Origin of the sequence: Haloferax mucosum ATCC BAA-1512 (assembly GCF_000337815.1) — an archaeon.
In the GTDB taxonomy this organism is placed as follows: domain Archaea; phylum Halobacteriota; class Halobacteria; order Halobacteriales; family Haloferacaceae; genus Haloferax; species Haloferax mucosum.
The window spans coordinates 368789-389544 of the sequence record NZ_AOLN01000011.1 but is presented as its reverse complement, the minus strand read 5'-3'; the positions used below and the strand labels follow the sequence as shown (position 1 = coordinate 389544).

Annotated in this window: 28 protein-coding genes; 18 read left to right on the top strand and 10 right to left on the bottom strand. The window is 62.5% G+C overall.

What is annotated here, in order from left to right; all coding sequences use genetic code 11:
• Positions 1 to 56: 56 nt before the first annotated feature.
• Positions 57 to 233: a DUF5786 family protein gene (locus C440_RS17755; protein ID WP_008320042.1), complete on the top strand. Its 177-nt coding sequence runs from the start codon at positions 57 to 59 to the stop codon at positions 231 to 233.
• Between the two features lie 19 nt (positions 234 to 252).
• On the opposite strand, the gene C440_RS08805 is transcribed toward C440_RS17755, so the two are convergent.
• The 3 genes from C440_RS08805 to C440_RS08795 form a co-directional block, all read right to left on the bottom strand.
• Positions 253 to 954, bottom strand: a complete 702-nt coding sequence (locus tag C440_RS08805) for a DUF7530 family protein (protein WP_008320041.1) — start codon at positions 952 to 954, stop codon at positions 253 to 255.
• A 130-nt stretch (positions 955 to 1084) separates the two neighbouring features.
• Positions 1085 to 2014, bottom strand: coding sequence for an NAD(P)H-binding protein (locus C440_RS08800; protein WP_008320040.1), 930 nt, complete (start codon positions 2012 to 2014; stop codon positions 1085 to 1087).
• Positions 2015 to 2097: 83 nt separating this feature from the next.
• Positions 2098 to 2982, bottom strand: a complete 885-nt coding sequence (locus tag C440_RS08795; protein ID WP_008320038.1) for a YkgJ family cysteine cluster protein — start codon at positions 2980 to 2982, stop codon at positions 2098 to 2100.
• A 125-nt stretch (positions 2983 to 3107) separates the two neighbouring features.
• Here C440_RS08795 and C440_RS08790 point away from each other — a divergent pair, with 125 nt between their 5' ends.
• From C440_RS08790 to C440_RS08780, 3 genes are all read left to right on the top strand, one after another.
• The gene (locus tag C440_RS08790; RefSeq protein ID WP_008320037.1) at positions 3108 to 3311 is read left to right on the top strand and encodes a DUF7561 family protein; all 204 of its coding nucleotides are present in this window, start codon (positions 3108 to 3110) and stop codon (positions 3309 to 3311) included.
• A gap of 229 nt (positions 3312 to 3540) precedes the next feature.
• Positions 3541 to 5427 carry a helicase C-terminal domain-containing protein gene (locus tag C440_RS08785; protein WP_008320036.1) on the top strand — a complete coding sequence of 629 codons (1887 nt, stop codon included), beginning with the start codon at positions 3541 to 3543 and terminating at the stop codon, positions 5425 to 5427.
• 462 nt (positions 5428 to 5889) lie between these two features.
• A complete protein-coding gene (locus C440_RS08780) occupies positions 5890 to 6081 on the top strand; it encodes a DUF7317 family protein (protein WP_008320034.1) in 192 nt (63 codons plus the stop codon).
• 127 nt (positions 6082 to 6208) lie between these two features.
• Here the strand turns inward: C440_RS08780 and C440_RS08775 are convergent, their stop codons facing one another.
• Both C440_RS08775 and C440_RS08770 read right to left on the bottom strand, forming a co-directional pair.
• Positions 6209 to 7339: a 60S ribosomal export protein NMD3 gene (locus C440_RS08775; protein WP_049915566.1), complete on the bottom strand. Its 1131-nt coding sequence runs from the start codon at positions 7337 to 7339 to the stop codon at positions 6209 to 6211.
• Between the two features lie 83 nt (positions 7340 to 7422).
• Positions 7423 to 8061, bottom strand: a complete 639-nt coding sequence (locus tag C440_RS08770) for a phosphoribosyltransferase (protein WP_008320032.1) — start codon at positions 8059 to 8061, stop codon at positions 7423 to 7425.
• A gap of 252 nt (positions 8062 to 8313) precedes the next feature.
• Between C440_RS08770 and htpX the strand changes: the two genes are divergently transcribed.
• The 5 genes from htpX to C440_RS08750 all read left to right on the top strand — a co-directional run bounded on the left by htpX (position 8314) and on the right by C440_RS08750 (position 11881).
• Positions 8314 to 9195 (top strand): zinc metalloprotease HtpX, encoded by an 882-nt coding sequence (htpX, locus tag C440_RS08765; RefSeq protein ID WP_008320031.1) that lies wholly within the window; start codon positions 8314 to 8316, stop codon positions 9193 to 9195.
• Between the two features lie 84 nt (positions 9196 to 9279).
• Positions 9280 to 9885 carry a PspA-associated protein PspAB gene (pspAB, locus tag C440_RS08760; RefSeq protein ID WP_008320030.1) on the top strand — a complete coding sequence of 202 codons (606 nt, stop codon included), beginning with the start codon at positions 9280 to 9282 and terminating at the stop codon, positions 9883 to 9885.
• A 190-nt stretch (positions 9886 to 10075) separates the two neighbouring features.
• The gene (gene radA, locus C440_RS08755) at positions 10076 to 11107 is read left to right on the top strand and encodes a DNA repair and recombination protein RadA (RefSeq protein ID WP_008320029.1); all 1032 of its coding nucleotides are present in this window, start codon (positions 10076 to 10078) and stop codon (positions 11105 to 11107) included.
• A gap of 234 nt (positions 11108 to 11341) precedes the next feature.
• Complete coding sequence (locus C440_RS17750) at positions 11342 to 11497, top strand: hypothetical protein (protein ID WP_169317785.1); 156 nt, start codon at positions 11342 to 11344, stop codon at positions 11495 to 11497.
• Positions 11498 to 11527: 30 nt separating this feature from the next.
• Complete coding sequence (locus tag C440_RS08750; protein ID WP_008320028.1) at positions 11528 to 11881, top strand: DUF1641 domain-containing protein; 354 nt, start codon at positions 11528 to 11530, stop codon at positions 11879 to 11881.
• An 18-nt stretch (positions 11882 to 11899) separates the two neighbouring features.
• Here C440_RS08750 and sufU read toward each other — a convergent pair whose 3' ends face one another.
• Together sufU and sufS are read right to left on the bottom strand one after the other, a co-directional pair.
• Positions 11900 to 12325 (bottom strand): Fe-S cluster assembly sulfur transfer protein SufU, encoded by a 426-nt coding sequence (sufU, locus tag C440_RS08745; protein WP_008320027.1) that lies wholly within the window; start codon positions 12323 to 12325, stop codon positions 11900 to 11902.
• A 175-nt stretch (positions 12326 to 12500) separates the two neighbouring features.
• On the bottom strand, positions 12501 to 13781 hold the full coding sequence (gene sufS, locus C440_RS08740) for a bifunctional cysteine desulfurase/selenocysteine lyase SufS (protein ID WP_008320024.1): 1281 nt from the start codon (positions 13779 to 13781) through the stop codon (positions 12501 to 12503).
• 255 nt (positions 13782 to 14036) lie between these two features.
• On the opposite strand from sufS, the gene C440_RS08735 reads away from it, so the two are divergent.
• Positions 14037 to 15104, top strand: coding sequence for a PAS domain-containing sensor histidine kinase (locus C440_RS08735; protein ID WP_049915564.1), 1068 nt, complete (start codon positions 14037 to 14039; stop codon positions 15102 to 15104).
• A gap of 91 nt (positions 15105 to 15195) precedes the next feature.
• On the opposite strand, the gene C440_RS08730 is transcribed toward C440_RS08735, so the two are convergent.
• Together C440_RS08730 and C440_RS08725 are read right to left on the bottom strand one after the other, a co-directional pair.
• Complete coding sequence (locus C440_RS08730; RefSeq protein WP_008320022.1) at positions 15196 to 15498, bottom strand: DUF424 domain-containing protein; 303 nt, start codon at positions 15496 to 15498, stop codon at positions 15196 to 15198.
• Entirely contained in the window at positions 15498 to 16238 is a 741-nt protein-coding gene (locus C440_RS08725; protein ID WP_008320021.1) for a tetratricopeptide repeat protein, read from the bottom strand. The genes C440_RS08730 and C440_RS08725 overlap by 1 nt, the downstream gene beginning before the upstream one ends.
• A 91-nt stretch (positions 16239 to 16329) precedes the next feature.
• Here C440_RS08725 and C440_RS08720 point away from each other — a divergent pair, with 91 nt between their 5' ends.
• Genes C440_RS08720 through thpR form a run of 3 tightly spaced genes read left to right on the top strand, consistent with a single transcriptional unit; the run spans position 16330 to position 17675 of the window.
• Complete coding sequence (locus C440_RS08720) at positions 16330 to 16971, top strand: histidine phosphatase family protein (protein WP_049915561.1); 642 nt, start codon at positions 16330 to 16332, stop codon at positions 16969 to 16971.
• Complete coding sequence (locus C440_RS17515) at positions 16968 to 17114, top strand: hypothetical protein (RefSeq protein ID WP_161605923.1); 147 nt, start codon at positions 16968 to 16970, stop codon at positions 17112 to 17114. The genes C440_RS08720 and C440_RS17515 overlap by 4 nt, the downstream gene beginning before the upstream one ends.
• 6 nt (positions 17115 to 17120) lie before the next feature.
• Positions 17121 to 17675, top strand: coding sequence for an RNA 2',3'-cyclic phosphodiesterase (gene thpR, locus C440_RS08715; protein WP_008320018.1), 555 nt, complete (start codon positions 17121 to 17123; stop codon positions 17673 to 17675).
• 82 nt (positions 17676 to 17757) lie between these two features.
• Here the strand turns inward: thpR and C440_RS08710 are convergent, their stop codons facing one another.
• A complete protein-coding gene (locus tag C440_RS08710; RefSeq protein WP_008320017.1) occupies positions 17758 to 18699 on the bottom strand; it encodes a DMT family transporter in 942 nt (313 codons plus the stop codon).
• Between the two features lie 213 nt (positions 18700 to 18912).
• On the opposite strand from C440_RS08710, the gene C440_RS08705 reads away from it, so the two are divergent.
• The 5 genes from C440_RS08705 to pfdA all read left to right on the top strand — a co-directional run bounded on the left by C440_RS08705 (position 18913) and on the right by pfdA (position 20747).
• Positions 18913 to 19065: a 50S ribosomal protein L39e gene (locus tag C440_RS08705; RefSeq protein ID WP_004058569.1), complete on the top strand. Its 153-nt coding sequence runs from the start codon at positions 18913 to 18915 to the stop codon at positions 19063 to 19065.
• Between the two features lie 3 nt (positions 19066 to 19068).
• A complete protein-coding gene (locus C440_RS08700) occupies positions 19069 to 19347 on the top strand; it encodes a 50S ribosomal protein L31e (protein WP_008320016.1) in 279 nt (92 codons plus the stop codon).
• 3 nt (positions 19348 to 19350) lie between these two features.
• Positions 19351 to 20016: a translation initiation factor IF-6 gene (locus tag C440_RS08695; protein WP_008320015.1), complete on the top strand. Its 666-nt coding sequence runs from the start codon at positions 19351 to 19353 to the stop codon at positions 20014 to 20016.
• Between the two features lie 81 nt (positions 20017 to 20097).
• Complete coding sequence (rpl18a, locus tag C440_RS08690; RefSeq protein WP_008320014.1) at positions 20098 to 20274, top strand: 50S ribosomal protein L18Ae; 177 nt, start codon at positions 20098 to 20100, stop codon at positions 20272 to 20274.
• Positions 20274 to 20747 carry a prefoldin subunit alpha gene (pfdA, locus tag C440_RS08685; protein WP_049915558.1) on the top strand — a complete coding sequence of 158 codons (474 nt, stop codon included), beginning with the start codon at positions 20274 to 20276 and terminating at the stop codon, positions 20745 to 20747. The genes rpl18a and pfdA overlap by 1 nt, the downstream gene beginning before the upstream one ends.
• The last annotated feature ends 9 nt before the right edge of the window (positions 20748 to 20756 follow it).

Here is a 20756-nt window from a genome sequence, read left to right as displayed (position 1 = left end):
ATTGTGAACATCTCCGATAACTATATGTGGCACTCACACTCATGGTTTAATGAACCATGTCAATGGGTGCCTATGACGAAGCCGAACACGAACGCCGCGAGCGCATGACGAGTCAGGTCGAACCCGGCACCGACGACGACCGGCAGACCTACCGTGGCACCGTCGAGTACGACTCCGGTGACTCGACCGATGCGCTCCTCGAACAGTTCAAGCAGATGAAATCCGACGACTAACCCGCCACCTTCTCACCCGCTACCGCGATGTCCTCGTGAGCACCGCGGCCGCAGTGGAGACGAGCGTCACGGCCACGACGTGCCCGCCGACGGCGACGAGCAGTACCCGTTGGTCCAACACGAACGGAATCAACACCACCTGTGCGACGCCGAAGCCGACGTTGAGATAGTTCACTCGCTTGACCGAGCGGGCGGTCGGGTCGTCGAATCGGTATCGAATCGCTCCCCAGAGGTTGACGACGGCGGCCCACCACGACGTGCCGATGCGGTAACAGAGGTCCCACAGCACGAGGAGCGTCAGGTAGACGACCACGACGGGCGGTTTCGGGCCGAAGAGACTCGTCATAAGTGGCGTCTCAGACTGCTGGGGGTCGAAGACGAACAGGTGCGTCACGAGCGCGACGAACGCGAGTACGCCCAAGACGACCTCGATGCTCGACCCGAAGAGCAAGCGGCGGTACGGCGCGGGAACAGCGACGGCCCGGGTCTGTTCGCCCATCCGGAGCATCACGACGCTCCCGACGGCGGCGACGACGATTGCGACGGTTCCGGCGATTGCCGCAATCCACAGGTCGTACACCCACGCGAGGAAGATAACGGCGACCTCGAACACGGCGATTTGGATCGCAATCGCGCCCGCTTCGCCGATGTTCACGCCCGGTAACGCGCCGACGATGCTCTCGTAGACCCACGTCTCGCCGTACTCGGTCGTGTCGCTCACGCGCCGACCCTCCGTGGTCGCGGGTACGAGTAGCGATACGCGACCGGCTTCGGTCTCGCCCTCGCGCTCAGTCTGGGCACTCGGCTCCGTCTTGGGAGCGACACTGACCGGCCGCGTGTAACGCGTGCAGTCACGGTGTTGTCGTCGGCGTCTCGGCGGGAACCGTTGTCGAGTCTCGTTCTTCGAGAAGCGCCCGCTCTACCGCGATGTCGAAGGGCGTCTCCTCTACGTCCACGATGTCGCGGATGCGGTCGTCGGTGACGACGACCGGGTTCCGGAGACCCTCGATGAGCGGTCTGGCAACGCCGGTTTCCACGTCGGTGACGAGACCAATCCAGTACGACGAGAGCCGCGGCGTCAACACGGGAACCGGAACGATGCGCGGCGATTGCCCGAGTTGTGTCCCGACTCGCTGGAGCATTTCGCGGTAGGTGAGTACGTCGGGACCGCCGATTTCGTAGGTCTCACCAGCGGTCTCCGGGTGGTCGAGCACGCCGACGAGATAGGCGACGACGTCTTCGATGGCTATCGGTTGGCACCGCGTTTCCACCCACTGCGGCGTCACCATCACCGGCAGGCGCTTTGCGAGTTGGCGGACCATGTCGAAACTCGCACTCCCTGCGCCGACGATAATCGCCGCCCTGAGCGTCGTGAGTTCGGGCGACGACGACGCGAGGATATGTTCGACTTCGCGGCGCGAACGCAGGTGCGCCGAGAGTTGGTCGTGCTCTTCGCCGAGACCGCCGAGGTAGACGACGCGTTCTACTCCCGCGGCGTCCGCCGCGTTGATGAAGTTGCGCGCCGCGAGTCGGTCTCGCGCCTCGAAGTCGCCGCCGGACTGCATGGAATGGATGAGGTAGTAGGCCGCATCGACACCCACCATCGCTGGCTCGACCGTCTCGGGTTCGAAGATGTCGCCTTCGACCACTTCGACGTCGGCCGGACCGTCGTACCGCCCCGCCTCGCGGACGAAGACGACGACGTCGTGTCCCGCATCGAGCAGGGCTGGGACGAGATGCCGGCCGACGAATCCGGTCGCACCGGTTACGAGAACTCTCATGTGATATGCAGACGGCTCACTGGATGTTAAACGCTCTCACCACTGACATGCGAGGCGCGGACGACACGCGGGTCGCCTTCCGGTCAGTCGTCCGTTCGAACCGCGTCCCAGCCGGGCGTCTCCGGTGCGCCGCGTTCGACTTCGACCACGTCTGGGTTGGGCGCGTCGCGGGCGACGTCGCCGACCACACCGGCCAGCGACCGCCACGCATCGACCGCGCTCCCGGCCCACGATTCGCTTTCGAGCGCCCGCTTTCGCGCCTCGCGGGCGCGGTCGGCGTCAACGTCGGTCGAACCGGGATGCGACCCGACCGCGACGCCGACGAACTCCGCTCTATCCGCGGGCGACAGGCTCCGGTCTCGGAGCCGTTCGACGACGCCGGTCAATCGCTCCGGGTCGGGATGGGCGAACACTTTTGCGCCGAGGGCGTGGGGTCCGAGGAGAAGTCCGCGCTGGTCTTCCGGCGGCGTTCCGTCGAGCAGGCGCTCGCCGCCGTACTGTCTTTCGACGCGTTCGCACTCGGTCTTCTGTTCGAGGACGAGGTTGTGGCCCGGATACTCCGCGCACTCGTCGGGATACAAGTCGGTGTCGTGGATGCGGCACTGGAGCGTCTCGGGGTCGAGAAACGCGCACGAACGGAGCCACGTCCGCTCTAATCCGAACGGACCGACCGGTTTCGGCGGCTTTCGCATGCCGACGAAAAACGCCGGTCGTCCGGCGATAGCGGCCACTTCGACACCGCCGATTTCGACGCCTTCGCCGGGCGGTGCTTCCCACAACCGCGGTGTGAGAACGTCGCCGAACCCAGCGTCCACGAAGTTGCGAATCTCGTCGCGGGTCAGCGGGACGAGGTTGTACGTGTCGTCCAGCGGCGCGCGCGGCCCGCGTCGTTCGTGGTCGAGCGAGACGGGTGAGACCGGTCGCCAGTCGATACAGCACCCAGCACACTCCTCGCAATCGACGCGCATGCCGTAGAATTTGCACGCGTATCGACATGAAGGTCTCGGCGGTTCGCCGGTCAGTTCGGTGTCGTATCGTCACATATCGGCCCACGGGCGGGGCGTTTTTCCGGGTCCGACACCTCAGTTCTCGTATGACCTCAGAACCGTGTGATGTCTGCGGGAAAGATGTCCGTATCGCCGGCGGCATCGGCGACCTCTGGAACTTTCCGACTTCCTCGTCTGGCGGGATGACGCTCGAACTGGTCGATGGGTCCGAACACTTCCTCTGTTTCGAGTGTATGGAGCGCCTTCCGGGCGACCACGAACCGACGGCTGAAGACGTGGCGGCGCTCTAACGCGCGATTGCGCCGAGCCAGTTTCGACCGCGACACGAGGCGGTGACTTCCTATCCGGTAGCCGTCGCTGTATTCGCCGGGTCGTAACGATGAACAGTGGTCTTAGCCCTCCGTCCGCCTCGGATTCACTTGCCTGTGTGCCCCTTTCCTGTGTTCCTCTGCTAACTCCTGCCATGCCGTTTCTGAGGGGGAGCGGTGGATTTAGGCCCACCCGCCGACAGCAACCATCGTGGACCCGTCGCGCATCATCGACTCGTTTCCCGCACCCAGTTTCCGCGGCACGCAGGAGCAAGCACTGCGCGACATTCGAGACGCCTTCGCCGACGGCAACGACGTGGTGCTGGTTCGCGCGCCGACCGGGAGCGGTAAGTCACTTCTCGCGCGCTCTATCGCGGGTGCGGCGGCGACCGTCGAAGACACCTCGCCTGCCGAAGCGACCGACGCCTACTACACCACGCCACAGGTGTCGCAACTCGACGACGTGGCCGAAGACGGTCTCCTCTCGGACCTCAAGATAATCCGCGGGAAGTCGAACTACAACTGCATCATTCGCGGCGAAACCGAGACGCCGGTTGACCGCGCTCCTTGCGCCCGCAAGCGCGGGTTCGACTGTAGCGTCCGCCACCGGTGTCCGTACTTTTCGGACCGCGCTATCGCCTCGAATCGTCAAATCGCGGCGATGACGCTCGCGTATTTCATGCAGACTGCCGGTTCCGACGTGTTCAGAAAGCGCGACGTGGTCGTCATCGACGAGGCACACGGTCTCGCCGAGTGGGCCGAGATGTACGCGACTATCGACCTCAAGCCTCGGACCGTCCCGATTTGGGACGACATCGGCGTCCCCGACCTCGCGGACGCCGACGACCCCATCGAACGCGCCGTTCGGTTCGCAGACACGCTTGTCGGCGTCTGCAAACGGGCCAAAGACGAGTTGTTGACGAAATCCGAGTTGCTACCCGAGGAGGCCGCCAAACGCGACCGGCTCCAAGAACTCATCGGCGAGCTGAAATGGTTCGTCGATGACTACCGCGACCCGCAGAGTCCGACGACGTGGGTCGTAGACCAACACGACGGCGAAGGCTCGCCCATCGCCATCAAGCCGCTCGACCCCGCGAAGTACCTCCAGCACACCGTGTGGGACCGCGGCAACAAGTTCGCACTCCTCTCGGCGACGATTCTAAACAAGGCCGCGTTCTGCCGTTCCGTCGGTCTCGACCCATCGAACGTCGCGCTCGTGGACGTCGGTCACACGTTCCCCGTCGAGAACCGCCCGCTGTACAACGTCGCACAGGGGAAGATGACCTACGAACACCGCGACGAGACGCTTCCCAACATCGCCCGTCTCATCGTCCGGTTGATGGCGAAACACCCCGACAAGAAGGGACTCGTCCACTGTCACTCCTATGCGATTCAGGCGGAACTGCGTCGTCGTCTCGCCGAGATGGGTCTCGGAAATCGCATTCACGGACACGACCGAAACAACCGAAATACCGAGTTGGAGACGTGGAAGGCAACCGACAGCCCCGAAGTGTTCCTCTCGGTCAAGATGGAAGAGGCACTGGACCTGAAAGGCGACCTCTGTCGCTGGCAGGTCCTCTGTAAAGCGCCGTATCTCAACACGAACGATTCGCGGGTCGCACGGCGTCTCGAAGACGGCCAGTGGGCGTGGTATCGCCGGGCCGCCCTGCGAACCGTGATTCAGGCCTGCGGGCGCGTCGTCCGCGCCCCCAACGATTACGGCGACACCTACATCGCCGACAGCAGTCTGCTCCAGTTGTTCGAAAAGACGCGCACCGACATGCCCGATTGGTTCGAGGCACAGGTTGACCGGATGTCGAAGCCGGACCTTCCCGAGTTCGACCCCATCGCCGCCGGTGGACGCGGCAGCAACGTGACGACGGGACAGTCAGGATTCGGTGGCCAGTCGGCCGGACAGTCGGGGCCTGGAACCGGTTCGACCACGACGAGTTCGGGCGGTAGCCGGTCCGCTGGTGGGCGGTCGTCAGGCGGCAAGTCCGGGGGCGGCCACTCTCGTGGCGGACGCAGTCGCTCGCAATCGGATTCGAACGACGATGGTCGCGGCAACCATCCGCTTTCTGACGTCTGGGGCGAGTGATTACAGCGCGAAGCTAACCGCGATGGACACCGACGACCCCAGCATCAGTGCAACGAGTGTCAGTGCAATCAGTTGCTGTCTGTCCATGGGCGTACGACGTGGCTGGGTAGAAAAGAACGCTTCGGCATCATTCGCAGGTGTGATAACGGGAACGGGGCTGGCCTGCTTCGTAGTGTGTCCGCCCACTGCGAGGCACGCAGTGACTCGTTTCTACGTATCTCTCTCCGTGTGCCAATTGTGTCTCTGTCACTCTGAACGATTGGTGCAGTAAGTTCCGTCCGTCAAAGCGCATCTGGAACTCTCTGCCGAATCAACAATGATTGTTGGTGTTGTTGGGTGTATGTGGTTGGGAAATCTGATTCAATATGTGTATGTAAACCAATCCGACTGCATAGTTTTGGTTTGGCATTCTTTCTCACGAAATAGTTAACACTACTGCCACTGAATCGCTGTGTATCGGCCATGCACACCACCGCACTCGCCACGGCGATTACACTGTATCGTAGTGGGACGCTCACGCTCTCGCAGGCGGCCGCCCGCTCCGGCTACTCCGAGGACGAACTCGTCGTCATCCTCCAGCGCCACGGTGTGACGGTGCGCGAGGACACGCCCGCGACGGCAGTTTCTCCCGACAACCCTGCCCGCGCGGACTAACGGTAGCTCTCGCTTTCGATAGCTCGACACTCGGTAGCCGACGAGGGTGTTTGCTCGGCAACGTTTTTCGAAAAGAGAGCGCGCTGTCTCCCGCTCGTATCCTTCCGACTCCTCGATAGTTTCGTTCCTATTCCCCTTCTTCGTCCTCGACGGCCTCGTCAGGCAGGATGTGAAGTCCCGAATGACTCTTGAGGACGGGAACCATCGCGGCGTCAGGGTCGAAGTAGTCCGGTCGCGGGATGGTCTTTGCCTCGAACGTCTCCGGGTCGAGTACCTGTACCGCGTGTGCGTCTTCGACCGTGACGACGGTGGTCTCTTCGGCGTCGTCGAGAGAACCGAGATGTTCCGCGTCTGGCCGTTCGCCCTCTTCGAACTCAGATTCGTACTCGTCGCCAGATGTGAGACGAACCCCTTTCAGGCGTCCGCGGTTACTCTTGACGAGGACCGGCCCGTCGCCGTCTTCGGGGTCGATAACGTCGCCAGCGGTGTATCGCGGGAGTCGCGCGACGAACGTGACGCGGTACACCTCGTTGCCGTCGCCGTCCTCCGTGACGAGCGTCGGGTGTTCTTCGATGGTGCCGCCAAATCGCTCACGAATCTGTTTTGCGACGCCGCTTCCCATCTGGTTGGTCGAGATCTTGATGTCCGGGCCGTCGGGCGTTCGGTTGACCTCCGTGATGAAGGCGTTGCGGTCGCCTTTGTCCTCGCGCTCGGCGATGTAGGATTCGGCGATTTCGATGGCCGTCTCGGCCTCGTCGGTCGTTGGTGTGCGGTCGTCGGCGCGGACCTGTACGAGACTGGCGAAGTAGCCGCCGGCGATGCGGCCGCACCGCTTGCACGTCTCGCGGGCGATACTCACCGGGACGACGACCGACTCTTCCAGCGGCGTCCCGCGGACGACGCCCGAAAAGTGGCAGTGCATTTTGATGTTGTTCTCGTCGATTTGCTCGGGTTCGACCCCCCAGCGGACCTCCTCCGCGTTGAGGTGGACGCCGAGCGAGTTCGATACCTCCTCGATGGCGATGTCGGTGTAGTCTCGCGCGCCGACATCGACCCATCGGTTTCCGCGGTGAATCGCGCCGCACTGCGCGCAGACGCGCACCTGCACCTTGTCGGGCGCGTCCACGAGGTCGAAATCCTCGAAGTAACACGCGTCGCAGAGCACGTCGTCGCGCTCGCGGGGCATCCCCGGGAGCTGTTCCGGTCGCTCCGGAATAGGGTCCCCACACCGAGGGCAAAAGTCGCGGGATTCGCTCATTGACGGCTCTAGTCCGCTCGACCGCTTAAATTCCGCGTCACGTCTGTGTCGTGTGCCGTCTCCGATTCCCCCGAACTCCCGGGTTACTCGATGGTCTCGCTCGGGTCCAAATACGTCGCGGCCACCTCGTCCGTAACCTGCGTGAAATCGCGGTAGAACGCACCGACGGCTCCGAACGCCTCGGGGGCTTCGACGGTCACGACGGCGTCACACTCACCTTCGAGGTCTTCGATTGTGTGAGGCGGCCCGACCGGAACCGCGAGCACGACGCGTTCTGCGCCACTTCCTCTCACCTGTCGGAGACAGGCGCGGGCGGTCGCCCCGGTCGCAACGCCGTCGTCAACGACGATAACGCGTTTTCCATCGAGGTTCGGAAGCGGGTCACCGTCGCGGTACAGCGAGATTTTCTCACGTGCCACCTCCGCCTCGTGTTTGCGCTCTCGGTCGAGGTAGTCGTCTTTCACGCTGAGATACGACACGAGGTCCTCGTTCCACCACGCGCTTTCGTCACCCGCGACGGCCCCGAGTGCGAGTTCCGAATTTCCCGGCGCGCCGACTTTCGAGGCGACGACCACGTCGAGCGGCGCTCTGAGCCTGTCGGCCACCTCTCTCCCCACCGGTAGCCCCCCACGCGGGATTGCCAGCACTACGTCCGCCTCTTCGCCTCGTTCGTCGAGGAGGTCTGCCAAGCGTCGGCCCGCGTCTTCTCTATCGGCGAACATCTCTCCTAGCGATACGCACCCAGTCGGCAAAATGGTGTGTCCCGATTTCCCGCTTCGGCGACGCAAAAACGGCTTCGGACGCATTACTTCTGACTCTCCCAGTCGAACGCTTCCGGTTCACTATCGAAACCATTGCCGTCTGTGACACGGAGGTGACCTGTGAACGAGCCGACCCGTACCCGATTCAGTTACAACCGTGCGATAAATTCGCACTCCAACAGCGTTTATTAGCCGGATTACTAAGCACACCCTATGGAATGGAAACCGGACTGGGGACTGCGTGGTCGCATGGCGTTCACGATGTTTCTCCTGTTCGCACTCTACATCGTCTTCGCAGGGGTGCTGTTCGCCTACTTCCAGAGCCTCGCTATCATGGTCGGGTTCATGGGCGTCTTCCTCTTTGCGCAGTTGTTCTTCAGCGACAAACTCGCGCTTTACAGCATGGGCGCGACCGTCGTTGACGAAGACGACGGCCCACAAGCGAAGAAACTCCACGCGATGATCGGTCGCCTCTCGCAACAGGCCGACCTGCCGAAGCCGAAAGTCGCCATCGCCGACACCCGCGTCCCGAACGCGTTTGCGACGGGTCGCTCGCAGAAGAATTCGGCCGTCTGCGTCACGACTGGACTGATGCAGACGCTCGACGACGACGAGTTAGAAGGCGTCATCGCGCACGAACTCGCGCACGTGAAGAACCGCGACGTGATGGTCATGACAATCGCATCGTTCCTCTCCAGTATCGCCTTCCTTATCGTCCGCTGGGGCTGGTTCTTCGGCGGTGACCGCGACCGACAGAACATGCCGGTCATCGTGGCCATCCTCGCGTCGCTCGTCGTCTGGATTATCTCGTATCTCCTGATTCGGGCGCTCTCGCGCTACCGTGAGTACGCCGCCGACCGCGGGGCCGCCATCATCACGGGCCGCCCGTCGGCGCTGGCATCCGCCCTGACCAAGATTTCGGGCCGGATGGAGAACGTCCCAAAGCGCGACATGCGCGAAACCTCGGAGATGAACGCGTTCTTCATCATCCCCATCAAGTCGGACTTCATCGGTCGGCTGTTCAGCACCCACCCCTCGACCGAGAACCGTATCGAGCGCCTCCGCGACATGGAGCGCGAGATGGAGACGTTCTAGGTCGGTTTCACCCGCGGCGTTTTTTCTGCGACCGCCCGATGACTGTCCCACGACGCTAAGTTACCAGCCACCTTACCGGTGGCCATGGGACTCTTCGATTCAGTCCGCGCCGCACTTGGCATCAGCGCCGAGTCAGACGCGACCAGCCGAGCCGACCCCGACGACCTCTTCGGGATGAGCACGGCGTATCTGACGATGGAAGCCGACCTTGGATTCGACCCGTCTAACGAAGCGGCACTCTGTTTTTCCTCCGTCGATAGCACCGACTTCGCAGACACCGTCGACGCCGTCGAGGCTATCCTCACCGCCGGAGAGGAAGAGACCGGGACCGAGTTCCGTCGCCACACAGACGGTCACGGCTACAACTGGGTAATCCTCGTTGACGACGACCCAGAGGACCTCGTGACGAGTGTCCACTTCGCGGCCGACGAGTTCATCGAACGCGGCTACGGGTCGCGCCTGCTCGCGGCACTCTTCGGGTTCCGAAAGGATGGCGACCGAGCCTACTGGGTGTACTCGTTCCGCCGCGGCGCGTATTACCCGTTTTCGCCACAGGGAACGTCGAACCGGAACCAACAACTGGAGTTCAAACTCGAATCGGTCCTCAACGGCGAACTCGAAATCGAAGACGACGAGAGTTACTGGTACCCGCTTTGGCCCTCGACGCGAGATGGGCACCCGTGGAACTGATGGCTTGGCCTGCCTTGCTCTGACCTGACCTGACCTGACCTGACTCGACTTCTTTCATCGCCACCGAACGTCTCGACTTCCAACTTCAACCTCCGTCAGACAGTCGTCATCGGGTAGCCGCAGTCCCTCGATTTCACTTTCACTCCGCTGTTAACGAGGGTTTATGTGGGTATGGGCGGAACGACTGGGTATGGCAGAAGACGACCTCGAAAGTCTCCCCGGTGTCGGCCCGGCCACCGCCGACAAACTCGTCGAGAGCGGTTACGACAGCTACCAGTCTATCGCAGTCGCCAGCCCCGGCGAACTGTCTAACAAGGCCGACATCGGCTCTAGCACGGCCTCGGACATCATTAACGTGGCCCGTGACGCCGCCGATGTCGGTGGCTTCGAGACCGGTTCGATGGTCCTCGAACGACGCCAGCAAATCGGCAAGCTGAGCTGGCAAATCGACGAAGTGGACGAACTCCTCGGCGGCGGCCTCGAAACACAGTCCATCACCGAAGTCTACGGCGAGTTCGGTGCCGGTAAGTCTCAGATTACGCACCAACTGGCCGTCAACGTCCAACTCCCGCCCGAACAGGGCGGCCTCGGCGGCGGTTGTATCTTCATCGACTCCGAAGACACGTTCCGCCCGGAGCGTATCGACGACATGGTCCGCGGTCTCGAAGACGATGTCCTCGAAGCGACGCTCGATGACCGCGGCATCGAAGGCTCTATCGACGACGAAGAGACGATGACGGCGCTCGTCGATGACGTCCTCGACAAGATTCACGTCGCAAAGGCGTTCAACTCCAACCACCAGATTCTCCTCGCCGAGAAGGCCAAGGAACTCGCCGGCGACCACGAAGACACCGAGTGGCCGGTTCGCCTGCTCTGTGTTGACTCGCTTACGGCACACTTCCGCGCTGAGTACGTCGGTCGTGGCGAACTCGCAGAACGCCAGCAGAAGCTCAACAAGCACCTCCACGACCTGATGCGCATCGGCGACCTGTTCAACACGGGTATCCTCGTCACGAACCAGGTCGCGTCGAACCCCGACTCCTACTTCGGCGACCCGACACAACCTATCGGTGGCAACATCCTCGGCCACACCTCGACGTTCCGTATCTACCTCCGCAAGTCGAAAGGTGACAAGCGTATCGTCCGTCTCGTTGACGCGCCGAACCTTGCCGACGGCGAGGGAATCATGCGCGTGCAGGACGGCGGTCTCAAGCCCGAATAGACCCGGCTTCCGCTCCAAACCCAAGACTCCATGTCCTCCCTTTCGCTTCGAAACCACGACGTTGAGCACCAGCAGTCGTGTCTACTTCCCAATCTCGTCTGGGAAGACTGAAACGACTATCTCCGAACTGAACACCGTCTCCCTATCGCCTCACCGTCTGTCAGTTCCCACAATATTGGGGATGTGGTTCAATACTGACGCCCTCGGAAACGACTACTCACGTAAGTGAACGTGATGACACAGCGAATCGTGGTCGTCGTCGGTGGAACTGGCGGGACGGTGGTCTCGAATCGACTCGCCGACTGCGGCGTCCGCGTCGAGACCGACTTCGTGGTCGAGGCTACCGACCCGGACGACCGAGTCGTACGTACAACGAATCGTACTGGCTGACCGCCAGAGGAATGCTCTGAGGGACGGACGATGCAAGACCAAGAGAACCCACAATCGACCGAACAGGCGGTGCCCGACGAACTCGTTCGGGCTATCGAGAACAACCCCGAAGAAGTCGCCGTCCTCGTCGAACGACTCGGTCTCGTCAACGACCGCATCGACGTGGTCGAACTCGGCGTCGGCGCGATGGACGACGAGATGGTGCACTCGATCGCACGAACCGGGAGCACGCTCGCCGAAGTCGCCGACGCGGAAGACGCCGATGCCGAGCCGCTCGGAGCGGTCGGACTCCTTCGAGCGACGCGAGACCCGGACGTCAAAGCCGGACTCGGCTACCTCGTCGCGCTGGCCGCGGCGCTCGGGTCGCGGACGAACGAAGAATAAGCGCGCACCCGAACGACTTCAGTCGTCGTCTTCGGTTTTCGTCTGCTCGATTTCTATCTCGCCGTCGTGAATCTTCGCGCCGTCCTGTGCGACCTGTCGAGCGAGGACAGCGCACTTGACGCGCATCGGCGAAATATCGACGCCGAGCATCTCCGTGATGTCGTCGGTGTCCATCTCGTTTAGTTCCGAGAGCGTCGTCCCCGGGAGCCGCTGGGTGAGCATGCTCGCGGACGCCTGACTGATGGCACAGCCATCGCCGGAGAACGCGACGCGCTCTATCGTCTCGCCGTCGTCGGCGAGTTGCACGTCCATCGTGATGGTATCGCCGCAGGAGGGATTCTCCCCCGTGTGACTGAACGTCGGCGAGTCGAGCCGGCCGTGGTTTCGGGGGTTCTTGTAGTGGTCCAAAATCTGCTGACGATACATGTCTGAGCCAATGCCCATTGTGTTCGTCGGGGCTACGCCCGAGCGCGGTAAAAGGATTCCGGGGCCGCAAATCGGCCGATTTCGCCGGGTACGCTCGCCCAGCAAAAAAGAGCGGAACCCGCTTCGGGCCGCAAGCGGCGTGCGGTGACTGTTCGCGGGCGACAGCGAGCGTGTTGAGGGACGCCGAGCGTGTTCAGGCGAACAGTTCGCGGGCGATGTCGAGCCCTTCGACTAACGCGTCTACTTCGTCTTTCGTGTTGTAGATGTAGAAGGACGCGCGCGTCGAGGCGGCCGCGCCGAGTTTGTCGTGAAGCGGTTGCGTACAGTGGTCGCCGGCGCGGATGGCAACGCCCTGCTCGTTGAGGATGCTGGAGAGGTCGTGAGCGTGGACGCCGTCGAGGTTGAACGACACCAGTCCGCCGCGGTCGTCGCCCGGCGGACCGTAGATTTCGATATCGTCGAACTCGCTGAGTCGGTCGTAGGCGTACTCGGCGAGGAGTTCCTCGTGGGCTTGGACGTTCTCCATGCCGATGTCGTCGAGATAGTCGATGGCGGCGGCAAAGCCGATGCCCTGTGCGATGGGCGGCGTCCCGGCTTCGAACTTCCACGGGAGGTCTTCCCACGTGGCGTCGTCGAAGGTGACGCGGCGAATCATCGACCCGCCGTAGTGGTACGGTTGCATCTCGTCGAGGATATCGCGCTTACCGTAGAGCGCACCGATGCCGGTCGGACCGCACATCTTGTGGCCCGAAAAGGCGAAGAAGTCGGCGTCGATGGTCTCGACATCGACCGGGCGGGTCGGTGCCGATTGCGCGCCGTCAACGAAGATGTACGCGCCGACGTCGTGGGCCATGTCCGCGAGGTCGGAGACGGGGTTGATGGTCCCGAGCGTGTTCGAGATGTGGACGACAGAAACCATCTTCGTCGAGTCGTCGATGAGTTCCTTCGCGTGTTCCATGTCGAGACGGCCGTCCTCGTCGATGCGGATGTAGCGCACCTCTGCGCCGACTTTCTTGGCTATCTGTTGCCACGTGACGAGCGAGGCGTGGTGTTCCATCTCGGTGAGGACGACGGAGTCGTCCGGACTCAGTTCGTTGAGTCCCCACGCGTACGCGACCGTGTTCATCGCTTCGGTCGTGTTCTTGGTGAACGCGACTTCCTCGCGTCCGCCAGAGGCACCGATGAACTCGGCGACTCGGTCGTGGGCGTCCTCGTAGGCGATAGAAGCCTCTTGGCTCAGGTGGTGGATGCCACGGTGAACGTTCGAGTTGTAGCCGTGGTAGTACTCGACTATCGAATCGACAACCTGCTTCGGGGTGTGGCTCGTGGCGGCGTTGTCGAGATAGACGAGCGGTGTCGTGTCATCGTCGTGTTCGCCCGGCGTCGAAGTGTCGCCGCCGACGTTCCGTTCGAGGATGGGGAAATCCGACCGGATAGCGCCGACGTTGACGGGATACGATTCCTTCGCTTCCATTACAAATACGTTACCCCCGTAGGCACAACACGTCTTCGGTCCCGGAATCGCTTCGAAACCGATTCCAGTTACGTCGTCTGTCTGATGGTGTCGGAATCAGTGACAGTCCAGCCGTTTCGGCGGGTACAGACATCGACGTGCCCACCCCTTGTGTGCCGTTTTGGGACCCCCCGATTTGCCATTCTCTCGCTTCTGACCGTGCTGAATCGAACATATACACCGTCCAAACAAATCAAGTAGCTCACGTCCCACTGTATGTGTATGACTCTCTCCCCCTCACTCGCGTCTTCGAGTTTAGACGCGCTTCCGACACAACTCGCAATTTTGGACGCGGAGGGAGTCATCATCTATACGAACCAGACGTGGCGCGAGTTCGGCAACGAACACGGACGCACCGACGATAGTAGCTCGATTGGGTCGAACTATCTCGATATCTGTGACGTGAGTGGGGATAAGACGGCAATGACGGCGAGAGACGGTATTCGGGCGGTCGCTCGCGGCGACCGCGACACGTTCTCGTTCGAGTATCCGTGTCACAACGAGAACGAACGACAGTGGTTCACGATGCGTGCCTCTCGGTTCTCGGTGGGCGACGAGATGTACATTCAGGTCATCCACCTGGATATCACCGACCGAAAGCGCGCCGAACTGGAGGTCGATGAGAAAGCGGCGCGACTGCAGAGCGTCGCCCGCATGCTCTCACACGACCTCAGAAACCCGCTTTCGGTCGCGTCGGGATACGTCGATTCGCTTCTCGAAGAGGGCGTCGTCCCGTCGCAACTCGAACGCGTCGCCAACGCGCTCAGCCGCATCGACGAAATCATCTCCGACGCGCTGATTTTCGCCCGCCACGACTCGGTCAATGAACTCGTCACTGTTGACCTCGAAACGCAAGCCGAACGCGCGTGGGAACACGTCGAAACGGGCGATGCCGAACTGGTCGTCTCCGACACGGTCGTATTCCGCGCGGACCCGAATCTCCTCGGACACATCTTCGAGAACCTGTTTCGGAACGCCATCGAACACGGTTGCGACACCGACGATTGTGGCCAGCTAACCGTGACCGTCGGCCCGACCACGGGCCGGACGGGTGACCCCGGATTCTACGTCGCAGACGACGGTCCCGGCGTTCCGGCCGAAGACCGCGACGAGGTGTTCGAAGCCGGCTACACGACAGGAACAGACGGAACCGGGTTCGGACTGGCTATCGTCACACAAACGGCCATGGCACACGATTGGTGTATCGAACTCGCCGAGTCGGTCGGCGGTTCGAGATTCGAGATTACGGGTCTCGAACTTCGAGCGGACGGGGAAAGCGAATAACCGGTTCGCGTTTCGCACTCGACTGCTCGGCGTATCGAAGCAGTGACGGCTACAGCAGTGCGGCGAGAGACCAGCACGGAGAACGCCTGCGTTAGCGAAGCCAGAGCAGTTGCGCGTGGAGCGTGCCGCCCACTTCGAGGACGGCCGCTTCGTCCACGAGTCCGGCGTCGATGGCGACGGAGACGGACTCTTCGCCGACGATGTTGGCGACGGTCGCGCGGGTGAGGCTCTCGACGACGGTGTCTTCATCGACGGTTTCGGCTTCGTCGCCGCCGTAGAAGTCCTCGGTCACGTCCAGCGAGACACCGCCGTCGGTGTACGTCTCGCCGATGCAGTCGGAGTCACAGACCGACACGAGGAGTCCTTCGGGCGTCTCTCGTTCGCGGAGGAGCATCAGTAATCCTCGACCAGTTCGGCTTCGGCCTGCTCGCGGATGTCGTCAGCCTGCTTTTGTGCCTGTTCTGCTTCTTCCTCGCGGCCGAGTTCTTCGAGTGCGCGCGCCTTCTCCTCGTGGACCGTCGGGTTGCGCATTCCGAGACGAATCGCGTTGTCGAAGGCGTTGACGGCGTCTTCGTTCAGCCCTCGCTCGTGGAGGAAAAAGCCGCGATTGTACCACGCCTGCGGGAAGCGCGGGTCGAGTTCGACGGCGCGCTCTGCGTGGTCTAATGCGTCGGCGGTCTGGCCGGACTCCCACAGCGCGTACGCGAGGTTCGTGTGAGCCGTCGCGGCGTGTTCGCCGTCGTCGTCGATGTCGAGCGCTTCGTAGTACGACCCGATTGCCTCGTCCCACTCTTCGAGTTGCGCGTGTGCCGCGCCCTTGTTCGCCCACGCCTCCTGTGCGAGCGGGGAGCCGTCGTCCGCGAATCGAGCGGTGCGCTCGAACGCTTCGGTGGCTTCCTCGAAGCGATTGATCTGCATATACGAGAGGCCGACGTCGAGCAGTTGCTCCACATCGACGTCCTCGGGGTCGATGTTACGCTCGTCGAGGATGTCGGTGAGGACGCGTGAATCGACCGGATCGACCTTCGTCGGGTCCACCGAAAGCTCCGGCGGGTCGAGCGAGAAATCAGAGTAGTCCTCGTCGAACCCCTGGCCTTCCGAGAATTGGTGGGGTCGGTTGCCGTCGTCGGTCATATAGCCGGGTTTGGGTGTCACGGCGGTTAAACGCTACGTCAGAGCGGCGACACCGACCGCTTTTTAGCCTCGCAGAGGTGACCGTCTGCGAATGACTGCGCCCTCGATGACCGTAGTTTCGTTCGTCCGGCACGCCCACTCGCCGTACATACCCGATGCCGAACGGAGCCGCGGGCTTTCCCGTCGAGGTCGCCGCGACGCCGCACGCGTGACTGCCCACCTCGCCGATGTCGCCGATATCGTCGCCACGAGTCCGTACGAACGCGCCCGAGCGACCGTAACGGGCGTCTCCGACGCCGCCGACGTACCGCTGGTCGTTGATGAGGACCTTCGTGAACGCGAACTCGCGGGCCGACACGTCGAGGACTTCGACGCGGCCGTCGAGGAGTTGTGGGCGGACCCCACGGCGTCCCATCCCGGTGGCGAATCACACGCCGAAGCCCAAGCCCGCGGCGTGGCCGCCGTAGACCGACTCGTCGAGGCCTACCCCGGTCGCCACGTCGTCGTCGGCACCCACGGAACGCTCATGGCGCTCGTGTTCAACGCCTACGACCCACGATACGGCTACGAGTTCTGGACCGGTCTGTCCATGCCCGACGTGTACGAAGCGACCTTCGTCGGCGACGCGCTCGCCAGTCTCGTCCGGACGTGGGTCCCGCCGGACGAACGGGCGGCTGTCCTCGACCACGGCCCGACCACCGAACGCGGCGGTGCGGACGACTTCGAGGGATGATGATTTTTACGGGAAACGACTTCGACGAGCGACGCTTTCGACTGCTGACGGTCCTCCCGATAGATACCGACGGTCGCTGGCGACGCCAACAGACGATGCGTCTCTGTCGCCGGGAGACAGTTAAGTTCGATTCGACCGACTAGTCTCTCATGCGATTGTTCCTCGCAATCGACCTTCCGCCGTCGCTCTCGGAGGGCGTCGCCGAAGTGCAGGAACTGCTCTCAGACGCCGAAAGCCTCCGGTTGACCGACTCCGAACAGGCGCACGTCACGCTGAAATTCCTCGGTGAGACGCCGACGGACCGACTCGATACGGTCGAAAACGCGGTCGAAGACGCCATCGAAGCGGCCGATGTCGAGCCATTCGAGGCCGAAGTCAGCGGACTCGGCGTCTTCCCCTCGCTCGACTACATACGGGTCGTCTGGGCCGGTGTCACCGACGGTGCACCCGAGATGACGCGGCTTCACGAGGCGCTCGAACGCGAGACGACGGCTCTCGGCTTCGACGCCGAAGCCCACGAGTTTTCGCCTCACGTCACGCTCGCTCGACTGGACGATGCCCGCGGAAAAGATCACGTGAGACGGGTCGTCGAGCGGGAATCGCCGACGATTGGGACGTTCCGCGTCCCGGAAGTCCGACTGAAAAAGAGCGAACTCGGTTCCGCCGGTCCCGACTACGAGACTGTCACGCGGTTTTCGCTGTAAGTGGCGGATTCGGCGTTCCTGTCTCCTGTTCGGTGTTTTGTCTTCTGTTCGACGTTCTCGTCTCCGCTTTCTCCTCGGTGCATCAGTCGTCCGTCGGTTCACGCCGCCTTCGACGGTCGATGACGCGCCGAAGCTCGCCGCGAATCGCCTCTCGTTTGAACAGGACGAACCCGACGAAGATGAGGACGAACCCGGCGACAGTCGTCCGCGTCGGCGCTCGCTCGACGACGACCCACTCCGCGAGCGCGGCGAAAAGCGGAATGACGTACTCCAGAATGCTCACCTCGATTGGGCCGATTCGGTCGAGAAGCCAGAAGTACAGGAGGAAGCCGCCCGCGCCGGCGATGACTGCGAGATAGCCCGTGGCGACCAGCGCGTGCGTGTTCCAGACTGCGGTCGCGGCGGACTCCCACGGGAGCGCGATACTCGTCACGTGGAGCGTCACAGCACCGATGAGCATCATCCACGCTTGAACGGAAAGCAACGACATGTCCGTCTCGCTGTCGTGGGTGAGGACCGCGCCGAGCGCGAATGCGATTGCCGACCCGAACACCAACACCGCGCCGACGAGGTTCGACGAGAACAGGTTTTCGGGGTCTGGGTTGGCGATGACGACGAGGCCGAGGAACCCGAGTACTAGCCCTGTCGCCTTGAGCGGAGAGAGTTGCTCCTGTGTCGCCGTCAGTCGAGTGAGCGTCGGCGTTGCGAGCGGGATGATGCCGAGGAGAACTGACGCCACGGACCCGGGGATGTAGACCTGCCCGGAGAACAAGAGCGCGTGGTGTGCGCCGATGCTGAACACGCCACCGGCGAGAATCGGTCGCCACTCGTTTCGTCCGGCGGGGACGAACCGGTCGCCGCGGACGACGGTGAGCGCGAACAGTAAGAGGGCCGCAACGTCGAACCGAACGGCTCCGAGAAACGCCGGCGGAACCGTTTCGAGGGCGATATCGGTGGCGAGAAAGGCGCTCCCCCAAACCGCGGAAAGCGCCACGAAGACGGCGAGTGTACGGCCCCGACTCATTCGTCATGGGATTTCTCGCCGACGGTACTGAATGGGTCGGTTGGGTTGTATCGTGCCGGAACCGGCGGCTGTGCCCGGAATGTTCCGTTCTTCGAACCCCGGCGCTTCGGTTCGGATGTCAATCGGACCGCACCCCAACGTGCGGGCGCATCTCACACTGCTAAAACGCGAAGGAACAAGATTTTATGCGGAGGATGGAAAGTGTAGCCCACTATGGGTAAGAAGTCGAAGGCTAAGAAGAAGCGTCTGGCGAAGCTCGAACGCCAGAACAGTCGTGTCCCCGCGTGGGTCATGCTCAAGACCGACATGGAAGTTTCCCGAAACCCCAAGCGTCGCAACTGGCGGCGGAGCAACACGGACGAGTAAGCAATGAGCGCAAACGACTTCGAGGAGCGCGTCGTCACCGTCCCGCTCCGAGACGTGAAAGCAGTGCCGTCCCACGAGCGCGCAGGTCGCGCCATGAAGCTCATCCGCGAACACCTCGCCAAGCACTTCAAGGTCGAAGCCGACAACGTGCGTCTCGACTCTCAGATCAACGAGGACATCTGGGCGCACGGTCGGCAGAGCCCGCCGAGCAAGTTCCGCGTTCGCGCCGCTCGATTCGACGAGGACGGCGAGTCGATCGTCGAAGCCGAACCGGCCGAGTAAACAGTGCTCCGCGCCTCCTTCGCCGGTTCGTCCTACATCGGCGTCTTCGCTCGGGCTACCGACGACGTGCTTCTCGTTCGCCCGGATGCCGACGACTCGCTCGTCGAGCAGATGACCGCAGAACTCGACGTGCCAGCGGTCCAGACGACTATCGGCGGGTCTGGCACTGTCGGTGCGCTAGCGACCGGTAACGAGAACGGTCTTCTCGTTTCGAGTCGCGCGACGACCCGCGAAAAGGAGGCCATCGAAGACACCGTAGACCTCCCCGTCTACGAGCTTCCCGGGCGTATCAACGCCGCCGGAAACGTCGTTCTTGCGAACGACTACGGCGCGTACGTCCACGCGGACCTCTCCGACGACGCCGTTGAAGCCGTCGAAGACGCACTCGACGTGCCCGTCGAACGCGGCGACCTCGCCGACGTTCGAACCGTCGGGATGGCGGCCGTCGCCAACAACCGTGGCGTCCTCTGCCATCCGAAATCGCGCGAACCCGAACTCGAAGCTATCGAAGCGCTTCTCGACGTTCGCGCCGACATCGGCACTATCAACTACGGCGGACCGCTCGTCGGCTCCGGCCTCGTCGCCACCGACGAGAGCTACATCGTCGGCGACGACACGACCGGCCCGGAACTGGGTCGCATCGAAGACGCCCTCGACTACATCGACTGAGGGCCTCGCGTCCGCCCGTTTCGCGGTTTCTTTTCGCTCCGAGTAGGAAGACTCTTCCCGCTTGCCACCAGACCGACGTGCATGAGCCAGTTCATTATTGCGGGTACCTTCACGAGCCGTGGTGTGGTCCACGAGTTCACGAAGACCGTTGAAGCGCCGAACGAGAACGTCGCAGAAGAACACGCGTACTCGCTTATCGGAAGCGAACACGGAATCAAGCGCACGAAGGTCGAACTCACTGAGGTGTCCGCGGCATGATGGGTGGTGGCGGTCAGCAGCAACTCCAACAGCTCTCCCAGGAACTGCAGGCTCTCGACGAGGAGATCGAATCCCTCAAAGCTGAGGTTTCGGACCTCAACGACGAGAAGGCCGAAATCGACGAGGCAGTCGAAGCCATCGAGACGCTCGAAACCGGTTCGACCGTGCAGGTCCCGCTCGGCGGTGACGCGTACCTCCGCGCCGAAGTACAGGACATCGACGAAATTATCGTCTCGCTCGGTGCCAACTACGCGGCCGAACAGGACCAGACGACCGCTATCGAATCCCTGCACCGCAAGCAGGACATGCTCGACGAGGAAATCGCCAGCATCCGCGGACAGATCGAGGACCTCGAAGAGGAAAGCGACGAAATCGAACAGCAGGCGATGCAGGCCCAACAGCAGATGCAGCAACAGCAGATGCAACAGATGCAACAGATGCAGGGCGAAGGCGACGACGGCGACGACGAGTAACCTCACTAC

Bases quoted from the DNA above. Each gene is read 5' to 3' on its own strand.
- C440_RS17755 (WP_008320042.1), top strand. From the start codon at position 57: ATGTCAATGGGTGCCTATGACGAAGCCGAACACGAACGCCGCGAGCGC.
- C440_RS08800 (WP_008320040.1), bottom strand. From the start codon at position 2,014: ATGAGAGTTCTCGTAACCGGTGCGACCGGATTCGTCGGCCGGCATCTC.
- C440_RS08795 (WP_008320038.1), bottom strand. From the start codon at position 2,982: ATGCGCGTCGATTGCGAGGAGTGTGCTGGGTGCTGTATCGACTGGCGA.
- C440_RS08790 (WP_008320037.1), top strand. From the start codon at position 3,108: ATGACCTCAGAACCGTGTGATGTCTGCGGGAAAGATGTCCGTATCGCC.
- C440_RS08780 (WP_008320034.1), top strand. From the start codon at position 5,890: ATGCACACCACCGCACTCGCCACGGCGATTACACTGTATCGTAGTGGG.
- C440_RS08775 (WP_049915566.1), bottom strand. From the start codon at position 7,339: ATGAGCGAATCCCGCGACTTTTGCCCTCGGTGTGGGGACCCTATTCCG.
- C440_RS08770 (WP_008320032.1), bottom strand. From the start codon at position 8,061: ATGTTCGCCGATAGAGAAGACGCGGGCCGACGCTTGGCAGACCTCCTC.
- htpX (WP_008320031.1), top strand. From the start codon at position 8,314: ATGGAATGGAAACCGGACTGGGGACTGCGTGGTCGCATGGCGTTCACG.
- pspAB (WP_008320030.1), top strand. From the start codon at position 9,280: ATGGGACTCTTCGATTCAGTCCGCGCCGCACTTGGCATCAGCGCCGAG.
- radA (WP_008320029.1), top strand. From the start codon at position 10,076: ATGGCAGAAGACGACCTCGAAAGTCTCCCCGGTGTCGGCCCGGCCACC.
- C440_RS17750 (WP_169317785.1), top strand. From the start codon at position 11,342: ATGACACAGCGAATCGTGGTCGTCGTCGGTGGAACTGGCGGGACGGTG.
- C440_RS08750 (WP_008320028.1), top strand. From the start codon at position 11,528: ATGCAAGACCAAGAGAACCCACAATCGACCGAACAGGCGGTGCCCGAC.
- sufU (WP_008320027.1), bottom strand. From the start codon at position 12,325: ATGGGCATTGGCTCAGACATGTATCGTCAGCAGATTTTGGACCACTAC.
- sufS (WP_008320024.1), bottom strand. From the start codon at position 13,781: ATGGAAGCGAAGGAATCGTATCCCGTCAACGTCGGCGCTATCCGGTCG.
- C440_RS08735 (WP_049915564.1), top strand. From the start codon at position 14,037: ATGTGTATGACTCTCTCCCCCTCACTCGCGTCTTCGAGTTTAGACGCG.
- C440_RS08730 (WP_008320022.1), bottom strand. From the start codon at position 15,498: ATGCTCCTCCGCGAACGAGAGACGCCCGAAGGACTCCTCGTGTCGGTC.
- C440_RS08725 (WP_008320021.1), bottom strand. From the start codon at position 16,238: ATGACCGACGACGGCAACCGACCCCACCAATTCTCGGAAGGCCAGGGG.
- C440_RS08720 (WP_049915561.1), top strand. From the start codon at position 16,330: ATGACTGCGCCCTCGATGACCGTAGTTTCGTTCGTCCGGCACGCCCAC.
- C440_RS17515 (WP_161605923.1), top strand. From the start codon at position 16,968: ATGATGATTTTTACGGGAAACGACTTCGACGAGCGACGCTTTCGACTG.
- thpR (WP_008320018.1), top strand. From the start codon at position 17,121: ATGCGATTGTTCCTCGCAATCGACCTTCCGCCGTCGCTCTCGGAGGGC.
- C440_RS08710 (WP_008320017.1), bottom strand. From the start codon at position 18,699: ATGAGTCGGGGCCGTACACTCGCCGTCTTCGTGGCGCTTTCCGCGGTT.
- C440_RS08705 (WP_004058569.1), top strand. From the start codon at position 18,913: ATGGGTAAGAAGTCGAAGGCTAAGAAGAAGCGTCTGGCGAAGCTCGAA.
- C440_RS08700 (WP_008320016.1), top strand. From the start codon at position 19,069: ATGAGCGCAAACGACTTCGAGGAGCGCGTCGTCACCGTCCCGCTCCGA.
- rpl18a (WP_008320014.1), top strand. From the start codon at position 20,098: ATGAGCCAGTTCATTATTGCGGGTACCTTCACGAGCCGTGGTGTGGTC.
- pfdA (WP_049915558.1), top strand. From the start codon at position 20,274: ATGGGTGGTGGCGGTCAGCAGCAACTCCAACAGCTCTCCCAGGAACTG.